Source organism: Aeromicrobium halocynthiae, from assembly GCF_039531385.1.
GTDB lineage: Bacteria > Actinomycetota > Actinomycetes > Propionibacteriales > Nocardioidaceae > Aeromicrobium > Aeromicrobium halocynthiae.
In genome coordinates this window covers 38,881-53,164 of record NZ_BAAAPY010000011.1, presented here as the reverse complement: position 1 = coordinate 53,164, position 14,284 = coordinate 38,881, and the positions used below count along the sequence as shown (strand labels likewise).

The following is a 14,284-nucleotide window of genomic DNA, read 5'->3' as shown; positions in this document are numbered from 1 at the left end:
CCCTTAGATCTCCCGAGCGATCGTTTCGAGCTCGGCCTGCAGGTGTCGGCGGGCCGGGTTGCTGGTGGCCGAGCGTCGCCAGATGAGCTGGACCTTCCGCTGCGGCGTGGGATCGACGACCGGCACCACCACGACGTCCGGGGGGAGCGGAGTCCGGCCCAGTCGTGGCACCAGGGCCACGGCGACGCCCGCGGCGACCATCGCCAGGTGTGTCGCGTAGTCGTTGTCGACGTAGGGCAGTCGTGGTCGCACGTCGTGCACGGCGAACATGTGCAGCAGCCAGTCGTGACAGATCGTGCCCGCAGGCGTGCACACCCACGGGTCCTCCAGGAGGTCCCTCGGGGAGAGCATGTCGGCTTCGGCCAGACGGTGGTCACGGTGCAGGACCACGTCGGCGGTGTCGACGAGCAACGTGGTGCTCTCGACCCCATCGGGGAGGTCCAGGCGCATCGACGTCCAGTCGTGCACCAGGCCGGCGTCGGCCTGCCCCCGCGCCACGAGCGAGACGATGTCGCGCGGGTCGCCCTCGTGCACGGTGGCGTCGAGCGCGGGGGTCGTGGTGGCCAGCCGCGCGAGCAACGGTGCGACCAGTCCGCGGTTCGCGGTGGAGAACGTCGCCAGGTGGAACGGCCCGGCCACCACGTCGTCACCGGCCAGGACCAGGTGCTCCAGCTCCTCCAGCTGGTCGAGCAGGAGTGAACCTCGTTCGGCGAGAAGTCGTCCACGGTCGGTCAGCACGACGCCGCGCCCGACGCGTTCCAGCATCGGAAGGCGGTTGCCGTGCTCCAGTCGCTTGATCTGTTGTGACACCGCGGACGGGGTGAAGTCCAGCGCATCGGCAGCGGCGACGACGCTGCCGTGGTCCCGCACGGCGATGAGCGAGCGGACTGCGGCGAGGTCGATCATAAAGCAATCGTACGTTGTTCTGAGTGGAATGTATCGCGGGTACTTCATCCAGGATCGCGGCAGGCTGGGGACATGTCCCTGCGTCACAGCCTGCTCGCCGTGCTCGTGATGCTCGCCTGGGGTGGCAACTTCGTCGTCATCGACCAAGGCCTGGACGACGTCCCTCCTCTGCTCTTCCTCGCCGTGCGCTTCGTCCTCGTGGCGTTCCCCCTCGTGCTGTTCCTGCCTCGGCCCGAGGGTCGTTGGCAGGACGTCGTCGCCGTCGGGACCTTCATGAGCCTCGGTCAGTTCAGCCTGCTCTACCTGGCCCTGGACCTCGGCATGCCCGCCGGGCTGGCCTCCCTCGTCCTCCAGGCCCAGGTGATCTTCACGATCGTCATCGCCGCCGTGGCGTTGAAGGAAGTCCCTGGTCGACAGCAGGCGCTCGGTGCGGTGGTCGGCACCGTCGGGCTCGTGGTCGTGATCGTCTCCCACGGCGTCACCTCGCCGGTGGTCCCGGCGCTCGTGATGCTCGGCGCGGCGATGTCGTGGGCGATCGGCAACGTCGTCGGTCGACGTGCGGGGATCGCATCGGGCCTCTCGCTCGTCGTGTGGTCCGCACTCGTCGTGCCGGTGCCGGCCCTGGCGCTCTCACTCGCCGTCGACGGCCGCGCCGAGGTCGTCCGCGCCCTCACGGAGCTCTCGGGCACAGCGGTCCTCAGCACGGCCTACACGGTGTTCGGGGCCTCGCTGCTCGGGTACGGCATCTGGAACACCCTGCTGGCCCGCTACCCCGCCGGTGCCGTGGTGCCCTTCGTGCTGCTGGTCCCGCCCGTCGGCATCGTGACGGCGTGGGTCGTCCAGGGCGAGGTGCCGACAAGCTCGGAGGTCGCCGGTGGCGTCGTGATGCTGCTCGGTGTCTCGCTCGCGACCGTGCGGTTCAGTCGAGCAAGGCGGCTCGCGCCATCCGCGCCAGCCGGCTCCGCAGGCGTTCCTCGCTGATCCGGGCACTGTGCGGCGTCGAGTTGAGCAGCCCGAAGGTCGCCTGGACCGCGGCGCGCGCCTCGGAGCGGTCGATCTGGGGCTTCAGCTCCAGCAGCACGTCGACCCACAGGTCGACGTACGCGAGCTGCAGCCGACGCACGGACGCGCGGGCGTCGGCGTCGAGGCGCGACCACTCCCGCTCCTGCACGACGATGTACGCGGGATGGGTGACGGCGAAGTCGATGTGCCAGGCGATGAGCGCGTCGAGGGCAGCATCCGGGACCGTCTCTGCCGCCGCGCGCTCGCGCCCGGTCTCGAGCAGCTCGGTGCTGATGTCGACGAGGGCGTGGGCGAGCACCTCCTCCTTGCCGGAGAAGTGCTTGTAGATCGCCGGGCCGGAGATGCCGGAGGCCGCGCCGACGTCGCCGACGCTGACGCCGTGGAACCCACGGTCGGCGAACAGCTCGACCGCACGGGTCGCGATGTCACGCCGTCGAGAGCTCACCCGTCGAACGATAGTGCCCCCGTGGCCCCGTCATCGCTGCGTCATCGTGCGGCGAGCCACCGGCCCAGCTGTTCGAGGGCGAGGCGGTGGCCGTTGCGGTGGCCGTCGATGATGCCCGCTCCGGCGAACGACGCCACCTGGTCGACGATCTCGACGCGCGTGAGCCCGTCCTGCTCGGCGAAGGTCCACGTCAGCAGGGCCGTGGTGAGCACCTCGTCGCCGGAGCGGATGGTGTCGGTGTGCACGAGGAGCTCGCCCGGTGCGACGGCGAGGTAGGCCACCTCGCCGGCGACGTCGAGCGAGCCGGGCGGGCCGCACCGGTAGGAGCCCGTGCCCCCGGGCCGGAGGTCGTCGTGGTCGATGACCATCTGCTCGCCCGCCGGGACGCTCCATCCGGCTCGCGCCCCGGGGTCGGCGACGGCGGACCAGACGTCCTCGATCGGCGCCGCCAGCACGGCGGCGAACGTCAGCGTCTCGTGCAGCACCATGATCGCGCCTCTCCCTCCGGGGCCTCGGGGCATTGTCGCACGGGCCGGGTGCTGGCCCGAGGTCGATGGATCGGTAGGTTAATGGGTGTTAACCTCAGGTCCATGAGCACGATGCGCGAGCTGGTCGACGAGCTGCACGAGCGCCTGGCCATGGTCCGCCTCGGCGGCAGCGAGGCCTCGCGCGAACGTCACGTCGCACGCGGCAAGCTGCTGCCGCGCGACCGCGTCGACCGGCTGCTCGACGCCGGGTCGCCGTTCCTGGAGGTCGCCCCCCTGGCCGCGTACGGCATGTACGGCGACGAGCACGCGGTCCCGAGCGCGTCGATCGTCACCGGCATCGGGCGGGTCGCCGGACGCGAGGTGATGGTCGTCGCGAACGACGCCACCGTCAAGGGCGGCACCTACTACCCGCTGACCGTCAAGAAGCACCTGCGTGCGCAGAGGATCGCGCGCGAGAACCGCCTCCCGTGCGTCTACCTCGTCGACTCCGGCGGCGCGTTCCTGCCCATGCAGGACGAGGTGTTCCCCGACCGCGAGCACTTCGGACGCATCTTCTTCAACCAGGCCCAGCTGTCCGCTCAGGGGATCGCGCAGGTCGCCGCCGTCATGGGCTCATGCACCGCCGGCGGCGCCTACGTGCCGGCGATGAGCGACGAGACCGTCATCGTCAAGGAGCAGGGCACGATCTTCCTCGGGGGCCCGCCGCTCGTGAAGGCCGCGACCGGGGAGGTCGTGACCGCGGAGGACCTCGGCGGCGGCGACGTCCACGCCCGCACCTCCGGCGTCGTCGACCACCTCGCCGACGACGACGCGCACGCCCTCGACATCGTCCGCTCGATCGTCGGCACCCTCGGCCCGGCCCGGCACCACCTGGAGCCGCAGGCGGCCCTGCCGCCCCGGGAGGACCCCGAGACCCTGCTCGACGTCGTCCCCGTCGACGGCCGCACCCCCTACGACGTCCGCGACGTCATCCGCCGCGTCGTCGACGACTCCCGGCTGCACGAGTTCAAGCCGCTGTACGGGGAGACGCTCGTGTGCGGGTTCGCGCACGTCGAGGGGTACCCCGTCGCGATCGTCGCCAACAACGGGATCCTCTTCAGCGAGTCGGCCATGAAGGGCGCGCACTTCATCGAGCTGGCCAACCAGCGCGGCATCCCGCTGCTGTTCCTGCAGAACATCACCGGCTTCATGGTCGGGCGCGACTACGAGAACCGCGGCATCGCCAAGGACGGTGCCAAGCTCGTCACCGCCGTCGCCTCCAGCGTCGTGCCCAAGCTGACCGTCGTCATCGGCGGCTCGTTCGGCGCCGGGAACTACGGCATGTGCGGCCGCGCCTACGACCCGCGCTTCCTCTGGACCTGGCCCAACGCCCGCATCTCCGTGATGGGCGGTGAGCAGGCGGCGTCGGTGCTGGCCACCGTGCGTCGGGACGGCATCGAGAGCAAGGGCGGCGACTGGTCCGCCGAGGACGAGGAGGCGTTCAAGGCGCCGATCCGCGAGCAGTACGAGCAGCAGGGCAACCCCTACTACGCCACCGCCCGGCTCTGGGACGACGGCGTCATCGATCCCCGCGAGACCCGACGCGTGCTGGGGCTGGCGCTGCAGGCGTGCGGCAACGCCCCCGTCCCGTCCTTCGCCGACCGTGACGCCGCCGGGTTCGGCATCTTCCGGATGTGAGGACCGTGACCATCGAGACCGTCCTGATCGCGAACCGCGGCGAGATCGCCCGCCGCATCGTCCGCGGGTGCCGACGCGCGGGCCTGCGCAGCGTCGCCGTCCACTCCGACGCCGACGCGCGGGCGCCGCACGTCCTCGAGGCCGACGTCGCGGTGCACCTCGGCCCGACGCCCGCGTCCGAGTCGTACCTGAGCATCGAGAAGGTCGTGGCCGCCGCGCTCGACAGCGGTGCCGACGCCGTGCACCCCGGCTACGGGTTCCTGTCCGAGAACGCCGCGTTCGCGCGGGCCGTCGCCGAGGCCGGGCTCGTCTTCGTCGGGCCGAGCGCCGACGTCATCGACCTCATGGGACGCAAGGACCGCGCCCGCGACGTCGCGGTGCGCGCCGGGGTCCCCGTCACGCCGCGGCACGAGACCGACGACATCCCCGAGGACGCGTACCCGGTGCTCGTCAAGGCCGCGGCCGGTGGCGGCGGCAAGGGCATGCACGTCGTCCGCCGTCCGCAGGACCTCGCGGTCGCCGTCGCGACGGCACGACGCGAGGCTGCGTCGGCGTTCGGCGACGACACGCTGCTCGTCGAGGCGTACGTCGAGGGCGGCAGGCACGTCGAGGTGCAGGTCTTCGGCGACACCCACGGCAACGTCGTCCACCTCTTCGAGCGGGACTGCTCCGCCCAACGGCGCCACCAGAAGGTCGTCGAGGAGGCACCGGCACCCGGTCTCGACGCCGACGTCCGGCAGCGGCTGCTGGACTCCTCGGTCGCCCTGGCCCGCGAGGTCGGCTACGTCGGCGCCGGCACGGTGGAGTTCCTCGTCGCCGGCGAGCCCGGGCACCAGGAGGCGTACTTCCTGGAGATGAACACCCGCCTGCAGGTCGAGCACCCCGTCACCGAGAAGGTCACCGGCGTCGACCTCGTGCAGTGGCAGCTCGACGTCGCCGCGGGACGTCCGCTGCCGCTGACCCAGGACGAGATCGCGTGCACCGGGCACGCCGTCGAGGTCCGGGTGTACGCCGAGGACCCCTACGCCGGGTTCCTGCCGCAGTCCGGCGAGGTGCTCGAGGTCGCGTGGCCCGACGGACCGCTGTTCGACGGCGAGGGTCGCGTGCACGCCGCCCTCGAGCCGAGCGCCGACGGCGTGCCGACGACCGTCAGCGCCGCCTATGACCCGATGCTCGCGAAGCTGGTCGGTCACGGTGACGACCGTGACGCCGCGATCGCCGACGTCCTCGACGTCATCGACGGCTCCCGGGTCGTCGGCCTCACCACGAACCTCGGATGGGTGCGGCGGCTCGTCGACTCCGCGGCGTTCCGCGACGGTGAGGTCCACACGGGCTGGCTCGACGGCTACGACGGACCCCTGCTCGAACGCCCGGGCGTGCTGCGGGAGGTGCTCGTCGCGGCCGCTGCAGAGCTCCACGGGGTCCGCGACGCCGGGGACGGTCCGTTCGGACGCCGCGACGGCTGGCGCTCGGCCGGCCCGTCGGCGCCCGTGGTCATCCGACTCGTCGACGAGCGCGGCCTCGCCCACGACGTCGAGGTGGTGCTGCCCCATGACGATGTCGACGTCCTGCGGTGCGGGTCGCAGGTCCACGCGACGTGGCACGGACAGACGTGGACCCTGGGGGAGGCCGACGCGATGCGCCGCCAGGGTGCGGCGGTGGCCTCGGCGGCCGACGTCGTCGCGCCGATGCCGGGGACGGTCGTCGCCCTCGCGGTGGCCGAGGGGGACCGCGTGTCGGCCGGCGACGCCCTCGGCGCGGTGGAGGCGATGAAGATGGAGTTCGCGCTCACCGCCCCGCACGACGGCACCGTCACCCACGTCGGGGCGGTCGTCGGGCAGCAGGTCGCGATGGACCACGTCGTCGTGCACGTCGAGGCGGATGCATGACGCCGAGTGGCGGATTCCCGGTCGCGAGTGGCGCAGAGTCGGTCGCGAGTGGCGCAGTCTGGGGCGACACGCCGTCTCACTTCCCTCAGATTGCGCCACTCGCGGGAGTGGGGGAGGACGCGTGAGGGGACTGCCGATGGTCGTGCGGGACGCGCGGATGCCCGAGCGGGTGACGATCTACGAGGTGGGGCCGCGCGACGGGCTGCAGAACGAGCCGGAGGTGGTGCCGCTCGAGGTCAAGGCCGAGCTGGTCCGCCGCCTCGTCGCCGCCGGGCTCCCGGTCGTCGAGGCCACGAGCTTCGTCCACCCCCGGTGGGTGCCGCAGCTGGCCGACGCCGCCGAGCTCGTCGAGCTGCTCCGCGGTGAGGACGAGAGCCTCGAGCATCCCGTTCTCGTCCCGAACGAGCGCGGCCTCGACCGTGCCCTGGCCGCCGGCTGCACCCACGTCGCGGTCTTCGCCAGCGCCACCGAGACCTTCGCCGCCAAGAACCTCAACAGCACCGTGGCCGACCAGATGACGATGTTCGGGCCCGTCGTGGAGCGCGCGCTGGCTGCGGGAGCGACCGTGCGCGCCTACGTGTCCATGTGCTTCGGCGACCCGTGGGAGGGTCCGGTCGACCCCGACGTCGTGGTCCGCGTGGGACGCCGGCTGCTCGACCTCGGTGCCACCCAGTTGTCCCTCGGCGACACCATCGGCGTCGCCACCCCGGCCCAGGTGGGCGACCTCGTCGCGCGGTTCGCCGCAGCGGGCATCGACGTCGACCGGCTCGCGATGCACTTCCACGACACCTACGGCCAGGCGCTCGCCAACGTGCACGCCGCCCTGCTCGCCGGCGTGACGACGTTCGACGCGTCCGCCGGTGGACTCGGCGGCTGCCCCTACGCCGAGAGCGCCACCGGCAACCTCGCCACCGAGGACCTCGTCTGGATGCTCACCGGGCTCGGCATCGAGCACGGGGTCGACCTCGACGCCGTCGTCGCCACCACCGCCTGGATGGCCGAGCAGCTCGGCAAGCCCCCGGCGAGCGCCGTCGCCCGCGCGCTCATCGGCTAGCGCGCGACCTCTCGATCGCTGCCGCGACGGCGGGCCTCCAGCACGATGTCGCGCACCACGACGCCGGGCCCGTGGCCGGTGCCCACGCGGTCGACGACGTCGGTCTCGACCTCCCAGTCACCGTCGGCGGACCGCACCGCGTCGACGAGCTCGGGCGCCGGGAAGCCGTCCGGCCCGGGCGCGCCGAGCACGTCGTCGGGGTGGTGGAGGACGACGAGGAGGGTGCCCCCCGGGGCCACCGCCGCGGTCAGGCGACGGACCGCGTCGGCCATCGCGTCGTCGGCGAGGTGCAGGTAGTGCGAGACCACGAGGTCCCACGTGCCGTCCGGCTCCCACGACCGGACGTCCTCCTGGCGCCAGTGGGTGCGATCCTCGACCCCGGCCTCGACGGCGTGCAGGGCCGCTCGCTCGAGCCCGACGGCCGAGAAGTCCATCCCCGTGGCGTCCCAGCCCTGCTCGGCGAGCCACAGGACGTCGGCCCCCTCGCCGCAGCCGACGTCCAGCGCGCGACCGGGTGCGAGGGAGGAGACCCGCTCGGGCAGCCGTGGGTTGACGTTGCCGCTCCAGACGTGGTCGGCGTAGCGCTCGTCCCACGGGCCCGGCTCGTTCTGCTCCGCGCGCCAGGCCTGCACGGCGAGGGCGGTGTCCTCCTCCACGAGCTCGGCGTTGACCATCGCGCCGACCTGCGTGCCGTTGGCCGCCGCGGCGATGGTGGTGCCCATCGGGTTGGCGGCGTTCCCGACGACGAACACCCCTGGCACCGTCGTCGAGCCCGTCATCGCGTCGGCGGTGAGGGCTCGCGCCATCACGAGCTCGCCGCGGCTCATGTCGTGGGTGGGCACGCCGAGCGCCTCGGCGACCGGGTGGCCGGCGTCGGGGAACGAGGCGACGACCACCGCGTCGAGCGCGAGGCGCTGGTCGCCGACGGTGACGCCGACGAGGGCGTCGTCCTCGGTGTGCACCGCGGTGACGGGGCCCTCGACCACCGGGACGCTCGTCGCCCGCAGCCGAGCGCGGTCACGGTGGCTCAGCTCGACGTCCTGGGCGAGCAGGCACACCTGGTCGCTGAGCTGGCGGAACAGGCCCACCTGGTGCAGCGCGGCGGCGTTCGTGGCGAGGATCCCGATGCGCTGGTCCCGCACCTCCCAGCCGTGGCAGTAGGGGCAGTGCAGGACGTCGCGTCCCCACCGCTCGGCGAGGCCGGGGACGCCCGGCAGCTGGTCACGCACGCCCGTGGCGAGGACGACCCGTCGGGCCGAGAACGCGCTGCCGTCGTCGAGCCTCACGTCGAACCGGGGTCCGGGTCCGTCGTCCGTCGCGACCGCCTCGACCACGCTGCCGTCGACGACCCGTGCGCCGTAGCCCTGCACCTCCTCGCGTCCGATCGCGGTCAGCTCGCCCGGCGAGGTGCCCTCGCGACCCAGGTAGTTGTGCACGGCGTCGGCCGGTGCGTTGCGCGGCTCGCCGGCGTCGACGAGCACGACGTCGCGGCGCGACCGGGCGAGGACGAGCGCGGCGGCGAGGCCACCGGCGCCACCGCCGATCACGAGGACGTCGACGGGGGAGGGAGCGGAGGAGTCGGTCATGCCACCAGCGTGGGGCCGCGACGACGTATCAGCAAGTTCTCTTGCCGATGTGGCAAGATGAGGTCATGAGCACCGACGAGGTCCTGCGCGGCGTCGGACCCCGCCTGCGCCAGCTGCGGCTGCAGCGCGAGGCGACGCTCGCCGACCTCGCCGAGGAGACCGGCATCAGCATCAGCACCCTCTCGCGGCTCGAGTCCGGGCAGCGCAAGGCCACCCTCGAGCTGCTGCTCCCGCTCGCCCGCGCCCACCGCGTCGCCCTCGACGACCTCGTCGACGCCCCCGAGACCGGCGACCCGCGAGTGCGCGCCAAGCCCGTCGTGCGCCACGGCCGGACCTTCGTGCCGATGACGAGGCGACCCGGCGGGCTGCAGTCCTTCAAGATCGTCGTCCCGCCGGAGCCCGACGCCGTGCCCACCCCGCAGACGCACGACGGCTACGAGTGGATGTACGTGCTGTCCGGGCGCATCCGGCTCGTCCTCGGCACCCGTGACCTCGTGCTGGAGCCCGGTGAGGTGGTGGAGTTCGACACCCGCACACCGCACTGGATGGCCAACCCCGGCACGTTCCCCGCCGAGGTCCTCGCCATCTTCGGCCCCCAGGGCGAGCGCATGCACGTGCGCACCTGACGACGCGGCCGGCTACGGCGTCGTCGGGACGTTGCGGTCCTTCAGCTCGCGGGCCGCGTACTGGCCGATCTGCCACGTCGCCCAGCCGTCCGTGCCGCCGCCGACGACACCGCCGATGACCGGGACCCGCCGGCCCACCAGGGTCACCGCCCGCTTGCCGGCCGTGCGCGCGACGAGCTCGCTGGTGACCTCGCGGGCAATGAGCCGGTCGAGCTCGGGGTCGTGCACCGGGGACGTGGCCAGGGCCATCGGCGACGACGGCAGCGAGCCCCGCTTCACCAGGTCCTTCACCGCGTCCTCGCCGAGCATGCACGCGAGGATCGCGTTGCGCACGCGCGGATCCTGCAGGTCCCAGCCACGCAGGTGGGCGATCCCCGCCACGAGGTGGCACTGCACGAGGGTCACGCCGACCACGTTCGCCGGGATGGCGGCCGCTGCCGTCGCGATGCCACCCAGGTTCGTCACGAAGCCCTGGGTCCCCGCCAGGCCCGTGTGCCGGCGCACGCTCGCCGCGATCGCCGCCTCGACGTCACCGTCGGCGTCGACCCGGCGACGGTTCGCCGACTCCGCGGCCGAGGGCAGCGGGCCGACACCGTCGATCGCCTTGTCGAGCAGGCGGCGCACGAACCCGGACGCGACCTTGGGTGCCGCCTTGCCGCCCGCCGTCGCCGCTGCCTTGCTGCCGATGCCCATGGCGACATCCTAGGGATCGCGGTCGAATCCACCCGCCGAGCGCCGGGACCCCTAGGCTCAGGCCATGCAAGAGGCCTTCTCGGACTCCGTGACGGCCACGTCCTGGCTCCGGGACGCCCACGACTGGATCCACCGCAGGGCCGAGGACGCGGGCCTGCGCCTCGCCGGTCCGATCGACCAGCGCCGGGTCCGACCCTGGTCCACCCAGCTCGTCGCACCCACCGACCGTGGACCGATCTGGTTCAAGGCGAACTGCCCGTCGATGCGCTTCGAGGCCGCGCTGCACCGCCGGCTCGCCGCCCTGAGCCCGGCCGACGTCCCGCCGCCGCTGGCCGTCGACGAGGACCGCGGGTGGATCCTCACCGCCGACCGGGGCGCCACCCTCGGCGACGACCATCCGCCGACCGTCGAGGACTGGAGCGGCGTCGTGGGACGCGTGGCGGGCCTGCAGCGCCTCGTCGCCGACGACGGCGAGGCGATGCTGGCGACCGGCCTGCCGGACTGCTCGCCAGCGAGCGTCGCCGACCGGTTCGAGCAGATGGTCGAGCGCCTGTCGGACCTGGCCGACGACCATCCCGCGCACCTCACCGCGTCGCAGCGGCGCGCCCTGCTCGAGCGCGCTTCGCAGGTCGAGGACGCCGCCGACACGCTGGCCGCCTCGACCCTGCCCGTCACGCTGCAGCACGGCGACGTGCATCCGTGGAACGCCTTCCTCGACGGACGCCTGCTCGACTTCGGCGATGCGCAGTGGGCACACGCCGTGGAGGTGCTCGACGTCCCCTACGGATGGGTCGTCAGCAACTCCGACCTCCCCTGGGAGCGGATCCTGCAGGCATGGGGCGCCGTGTGGTCCGACGTCGTCGGCCCGCGCGAGCTGCGCACCCTGTTCGAGGCGAGCCAGTACACCCACGCCGTGAACCGGTCGGCCACGTGGTGGGGGTGCCTCCTGCACGCGACCTCGGCGGAGTGGCAGGAGTGGGGCGAGGCGCCGCGGCACCACCTGATGAGGATCATCGAGGCATGAGTCCGGTCCCCCTCCCACCGTCGCCGTGGGACTTCGATCCCACCGGCTGGCCCGACGACGACGACTGCGTCGGAGCCGGTGCCGACCTCGCACCGGCCACGGTGCTGAGCGCCTACCGGGCCGGCGCCTTCCCGATGCCGCACGACGGCTCCCTGCTGTGGTGGTCGCCGCAGCGTCGCGGGGTCCTCGTGCCCGGCGACCTGCGCGTCAGCCGCTCGTTGCGGCGGTCCCTGCGCGGCTTCACCACGACCGTCGACCAGGACTTCGACGCCGTCGTCGACGCGTGCGCGGACCCGCGCCGACCGCACGGCTGGATCAGCCCGGAGATCGTCGAGGCCTACCGCGAGCTGCACCGGCTCGGCTGGGCCCACTCCGTGGAGACCCGCGACGGCGAGGGGCGCCTCGTCGGGGGGCTCTACGGGCTCGCCATCGGCCGGCTGTTCGCGGGGGAGTCGATGTTTCACCGCGCCACCGACGCCTCCAAGGCCGCGCTCGTGGCGCTGGCGGACATCGTGGGTCCGTCCGGACTCATCGACGTGCAGTGGCGGACCGACCACCTGGCCTCCCTCGGGGTGGTCGAGTGGTCGCGCGGACGCTACATCAGGGCCGTGATGGAGCTCGTGAACGCCCCCCTGCCGGAGATCTGGCGGTGACCGCGGCGCGCCCGAAGCACGGGGCGCCGTGGAATTCCAGCGAAGGATCCCTAGACTGCTAGGCGGAATCACCCCACAGAATCAAGGAGTCCCCGTGGCAATCACCCGCAGCGACCTCGTCTCGGCCCTCGCCGAGAAGGCCGGCACCAGCAAGACCGACGCGGACGCGGTCCTCTCGGCCCTGGCCGACACGCTCCTCGACGCCGTCAGCAAGGGCGAGAAGGTCTCGATCCCCGGCATCCTGTCCGTCGAGCGCGTCGAGCGCGCCGCTCGCACGGGCCGCAACCCCGCCACCGGCGAGACCATCGAGATCCCGGCCGGCTACGGCGTCAAGGTCAGCGCCGGCTCCAAGCTGAAGGCTGCCGCCAAGTAAGCAGCGCCAGCGCAGTGTCGAGGGGCCCCGGACCGTCTGGTCCGGGGCCCCTCGACGTCACGTGACGACCGGACGTCCCGCGCCCTGCCAGGCGTCCATGCCCCCGGCGAGGTTGACGACGTCGTAGCCCTGTTGCGCCAGCCACGCGCTCGCGCGGGCCGAACGACCCCCGACGTGGCACACGACGAGCGTCCGGACCGTGGGGTCGAGCTCGTCCACGCGCGCCGGGACGTCACCCAGCGGCACGTGGCGGGCACCCTCGATGTGCCCGGCGTCCCACTCGTGCTGCTCGCGCACGTCGAGCACGACGAGGTCCGCCGGGAGGGGGTCGGGCAGGTCGGTCACGGTGGTCTCGGCGATCTCCATGGCACGAGTGTCGCACCCGCGCGCCACCGCTCGGCAGGGACGATTTCGAGATGTGGGTGGATTTCAACCACCTTCTCTGGTTACTTTGGACTAGTGACGTCGTCCCATCAGACCGGAGAGCAGGCACCGCGTCCTGTCCAGGAGCGCATCCGGCTGCCGTTCGACCTCTCGACGCCGGGCATCGCCCGCACCAAGCTCGCCGCGTTCCTCACCGTCCAACGGGCGGCTCCGTCCGCGGTCGACGACGCCCTGATCGTGCTGAGCGAGATGATCGCCAACGCCATCTCCCACGGCGAGCCGGGCTCGGAGGGCACCATCGAGATCACGTGGAGCATCGACGCCTCGCGGGGTCTGCTCGAGCTGAGCGTGCACGACGCCGGGGAGGGCGCCTCCCTGGAGCCGATCGACTTCGACAACGACTCGCTGTCCGGTCGCGGGCTGTCGATCATCAGCCGGGTCGCCGACCGCTGGTGGGTCGACATGACGTCGGGCACCCGCGTCAACGCCGAGCTCGTCATCGCCGACCACGCCTGAGACCCCCTCGGCGACCCGTTCGTCGCGCCCGTAGGGTGCCGTCATGGGCAAGAAGTCGCGACGCAACCGTCAGAACGCCGAGCCGCGCAAGCAGCGCATGCCGTACGTGGCGCGGACCTTCGGTGGTCTGCCGAACGAGGGCGACTGGATCGCCCTGCGCGAGTTCGTCCCCTCGGGCACGGCCGACGTCGCCCTGACCGACGGAGGGACGGTGCGCTTCTGCTCGTTGCTGCCCGGCAACGGCGCCGGCATCCGCCGTCCCGACGGTGACCTATGGATCGGACTGCAGGTCCAGCACAACTTCGGTGACGTCAGCCGCGACCTCGCCCACATGGTCGCCACGGGTCGCGCGGTCGAGCCCGGCAACCCGGTCCCGGTCACCGACCCGGGCGTCGGCGACCGCCTGCAGGACGTCGTCGACCCGGCGTCGCCGTTCGACGTGACCGTCCACGACGGGTTCGACTGGTGGGTCGAGGGCACCGACGCGGAGGGCTCCGACGCGCTCGCCGCCGCCAACGAGTCCATCGCCCCCACCGAGCGGCTCACCTCCGTCGACGCCGCCTACTGGACCCGCATGGGCGATCGTCGCTACCTGCGGTGGGTCATCACCCAGGAGGAGGACCGTGTGCTCGACGCGTTCGCGCGTCTGCACGAGAGCGACGCCGACCGTCTCGGCGACGGGACCCGCCTGATCGGCATGTTCCGCGCCCACGGTCTGCTCGTCCCCGTCTGGGAGATGGACGAGACCGTCGCCGATGGTGCCGAGCCCCTCGAGACCCCCGTCGCCGCCCTCCGCGAGCGCCTCGACGAGGCCCTCGCCGACACCTCCGACCTCACCAGCGAGCAGCGTCGCGTCCGCAACGGCCTCGCCTCCCGCCAAGTCACCATCCGCTGACGCGCGAGCGAGACCGCCCCACCTGCCCCGAGGGATGGCTTCCAGGAGTTCA

16 protein-coding genes are annotated in these 14,284 nt (G+C 72.6%); 10 read left to right on the top strand and 6 right to left on the bottom strand.

From position 1 onward, the window contains the following. Positions 1-3: 3 nt before the first annotated feature. Complete coding sequence (locus ABD213_RS13245) at positions 4-906, bottom strand: LysR family transcriptional regulator (protein ID WP_344329542.1); 903 nt, start codon at positions 904-906, stop codon at positions 4-6. A 72-nt stretch (positions 907-978) separates the two neighbouring features. Between ABD213_RS13245 and ABD213_RS13240 the strand changes: the two genes are divergently transcribed. Beyond that, a complete protein-coding gene (locus ABD213_RS13240) occupies positions 979-1,887 on the top strand; it encodes an EamA family transporter (protein ID WP_344329540.1) in 909 nt (302 codons plus the stop codon). Here ABD213_RS13240 and ABD213_RS13235 read toward each other — a convergent pair. Both ABD213_RS13235 and ABD213_RS13230 read right to left on the bottom strand, forming a co-directional pair. Further along, positions 1,826-2,374 (bottom strand): TetR/AcrR family transcriptional regulator, encoded by a 549-nt coding sequence (locus ABD213_RS13235; RefSeq protein ID WP_344329539.1) that lies wholly within the window; start codon positions 2,372-2,374, stop codon positions 1,826-1,828. The two genes, ABD213_RS13240 and ABD213_RS13235, sit on opposite strands and share 62 nt — an antisense overlap. 41 nt (positions 2,375-2,415) lie before the next feature. Beyond that, positions 2,416-2,862, bottom strand: coding sequence for an SRPBCC domain-containing protein (locus ABD213_RS13230; RefSeq protein ID WP_344329537.1), 447 nt, complete (start codon positions 2,860-2,862; stop codon positions 2,416-2,418). A 102-nt stretch (positions 2,863-2,964) separates the two neighbouring features. Between ABD213_RS13230 and ABD213_RS13225 the strand changes: the two genes are divergently transcribed. From ABD213_RS13225 to ABD213_RS13215, 3 genes are all read left to right on the top strand, one after another. Further along, complete coding sequence (locus tag ABD213_RS13225; RefSeq protein WP_425546069.1) at positions 2,965-4,539, top strand: carboxyl transferase domain-containing protein; 1,575 nt, start codon at positions 2,965-2,967, stop codon at positions 4,537-4,539. Between the two features lie 5 nt (positions 4,540-4,544). Continuing rightward, positions 4,545-6,428 carry an acetyl/propionyl/methylcrotonyl-CoA carboxylase subunit alpha gene (locus tag ABD213_RS13220; RefSeq protein ID WP_344329534.1) on the top strand — a complete coding sequence of 628 codons (1,884 nt, stop codon included), beginning with the start codon at positions 4,545-4,547 and terminating at the stop codon, positions 6,426-6,428. A 121-nt stretch (positions 6,429-6,549) separates the two neighbouring features. Further along, positions 6,550-7,482, top strand: coding sequence for a hydroxymethylglutaryl-CoA lyase (locus ABD213_RS13215; protein WP_425546068.1), 933 nt, complete (start codon positions 6,550-6,552; stop codon positions 7,480-7,482). Here ABD213_RS13215 and ABD213_RS13210 read toward each other — a convergent pair. Then, positions 7,479-9,068, bottom strand: a complete 1,590-nt coding sequence (locus ABD213_RS13210; protein WP_344329533.1) for an FAD-dependent oxidoreductase — start codon at positions 9,066-9,068, stop codon at positions 7,479-7,481. The two genes, ABD213_RS13215 and ABD213_RS13210, sit on opposite strands and share 4 nt — an antisense overlap. 65 nt (positions 9,069-9,133) lie before the next feature. On the opposite strand from ABD213_RS13210, the gene ABD213_RS13205 reads away from it, so the two are divergent. Then, positions 9,134-9,694 carry a helix-turn-helix domain-containing protein gene (locus tag ABD213_RS13205; protein WP_344329532.1) on the top strand — a complete coding sequence of 187 codons (561 nt, stop codon included), beginning with the start codon at positions 9,134-9,136 and terminating at the stop codon, positions 9,692-9,694. A gap of 12 nt (positions 9,695-9,706) precedes the next feature. Here the strand turns inward: ABD213_RS13205 and ABD213_RS13200 are convergent, their stop codons facing one another. Next, complete coding sequence (locus ABD213_RS13200; RefSeq protein ID WP_344329530.1) at positions 9,707-10,387, bottom strand: EcsC family protein; 681 nt, start codon at positions 10,385-10,387, stop codon at positions 9,707-9,709. A 64-nt stretch (positions 10,388-10,451) separates the two neighbouring features. Here ABD213_RS13200 and ABD213_RS13195 point away from each other — a divergent pair, with 64 nt between their 5' ends. From ABD213_RS13195 to ABD213_RS13185, 3 genes are all read left to right on the top strand, one after another. Continuing rightward, positions 10,452-11,411, top strand: coding sequence for an aminoglycoside phosphotransferase family protein (locus ABD213_RS13195; protein ID WP_344329529.1), 960 nt, complete (start codon positions 10,452-10,454; stop codon positions 11,409-11,411). Next, positions 11,408-12,064 carry a leucyl/phenylalanyl-tRNA--protein transferase gene (gene aat / locus ABD213_RS13190; RefSeq protein WP_344329527.1) on the top strand — a complete coding sequence of 219 codons (657 nt, stop codon included), beginning with the start codon at positions 11,408-11,410 and terminating at the stop codon, positions 12,062-12,064. Before ABD213_RS13195 ends, aat begins: the two co-directional genes overlap by 4 nt. A 94-nt stretch (positions 12,065-12,158) precedes the next feature. Then, the gene (locus ABD213_RS13185; RefSeq protein ID WP_425546067.1) at positions 12,159-12,437 is read left to right on the top strand and encodes an HU family DNA-binding protein; all 279 of its coding nucleotides are present in this window, start codon (positions 12,159-12,161) and stop codon (positions 12,435-12,437) included. A 57-nt stretch (positions 12,438-12,494) separates the two neighbouring features. On the opposite strand, the gene ABD213_RS13180 is transcribed toward ABD213_RS13185, so the two are convergent. Then, on the bottom strand, positions 12,495-12,803 hold the full coding sequence (locus ABD213_RS13180) for a rhodanese-like domain-containing protein (protein WP_344329525.1): 309 nt from the start codon (positions 12,801-12,803) through the stop codon (positions 12,495-12,497). Positions 12,804-12,896: 93 nt separating this feature from the next. Here ABD213_RS13180 and ABD213_RS13175 point away from each other — a divergent pair, with 93 nt between their 5' ends. Both ABD213_RS13175 and ABD213_RS13170 read left to right on the top strand, forming a co-directional pair. Next, positions 12,897-13,337 (top strand): ATP-binding protein, encoded by a 441-nt coding sequence (locus tag ABD213_RS13175; RefSeq protein ID WP_344329523.1) that lies wholly within the window; start codon positions 12,897-12,899, stop codon positions 13,335-13,337. Positions 13,338-13,380: 43 nt separating this feature from the next. Then, positions 13,381-14,232 carry a DUF5926 family protein gene (locus ABD213_RS13170; protein ID WP_344329521.1) on the top strand — a complete coding sequence of 284 codons (852 nt, stop codon included), beginning with the start codon at positions 13,381-13,383 and terminating at the stop codon, positions 14,230-14,232. Positions 14,233-14,284 lie beyond the last annotated feature (52 nt).

Coding starts and splice junctions, on each gene's coding strand:
- ABD213_RS13245 (WP_344329542.1), bottom strand. CDS start 906: ATGATCGACCTCGCCGCAGTCCGCTCGCTCATCGCCGTGCGGGACCAC.
- ABD213_RS13240 (WP_344329540.1), top strand. CDS start 979: ATGTCCCTGCGTCACAGCCTGCTCGCCGTGCTCGTGATGCTCGCCTGG.
- ABD213_RS13230 (WP_344329537.1), bottom strand. CDS start 2,862: ATGGTGCTGCACGAGACGCTGACGTTCGCCGCCGTGCTGGCGGCGCCG.
- ABD213_RS13225 (WP_425546069.1), top strand. CDS start 2,965: ATGAGCACGATGCGCGAGCTGGTCGACGAGCTGCACGAGCGCCTGGCC.
- ABD213_RS13210 (WP_344329533.1), bottom strand. CDS start 9,068: ATGACCGACTCCTCCGCTCCCTCCCCCGTCGACGTCCTCGTGATCGGC.
- ABD213_RS13205 (WP_344329532.1), top strand. CDS start 9,134: ATGAGCACCGACGAGGTCCTGCGCGGCGTCGGACCCCGCCTGCGCCAG.
- ABD213_RS13200 (WP_344329530.1), bottom strand. CDS start 10,387: ATGGGCATCGGCAGCAAGGCAGCGGCGACGGCGGGCGGCAAGGCGGCA.
- ABD213_RS13195 (WP_344329529.1), top strand. CDS start 10,452: ATGCAAGAGGCCTTCTCGGACTCCGTGACGGCCACGTCCTGGCTCCGG.
- aat (WP_344329527.1), top strand. CDS start 11,408: ATGAGTCCGGTCCCCCTCCCACCGTCGCCGTGGGACTTCGATCCCACC.
- ABD213_RS13180 (WP_344329525.1), bottom strand. CDS start 12,803: ATGGAGATCGCCGAGACCACCGTGACCGACCTGCCCGACCCCCTCCCG.
- ABD213_RS13170 (WP_344329521.1), top strand. CDS start 13,381: ATGGGCAAGAAGTCGCGACGCAACCGTCAGAACGCCGAGCCGCGCAAG.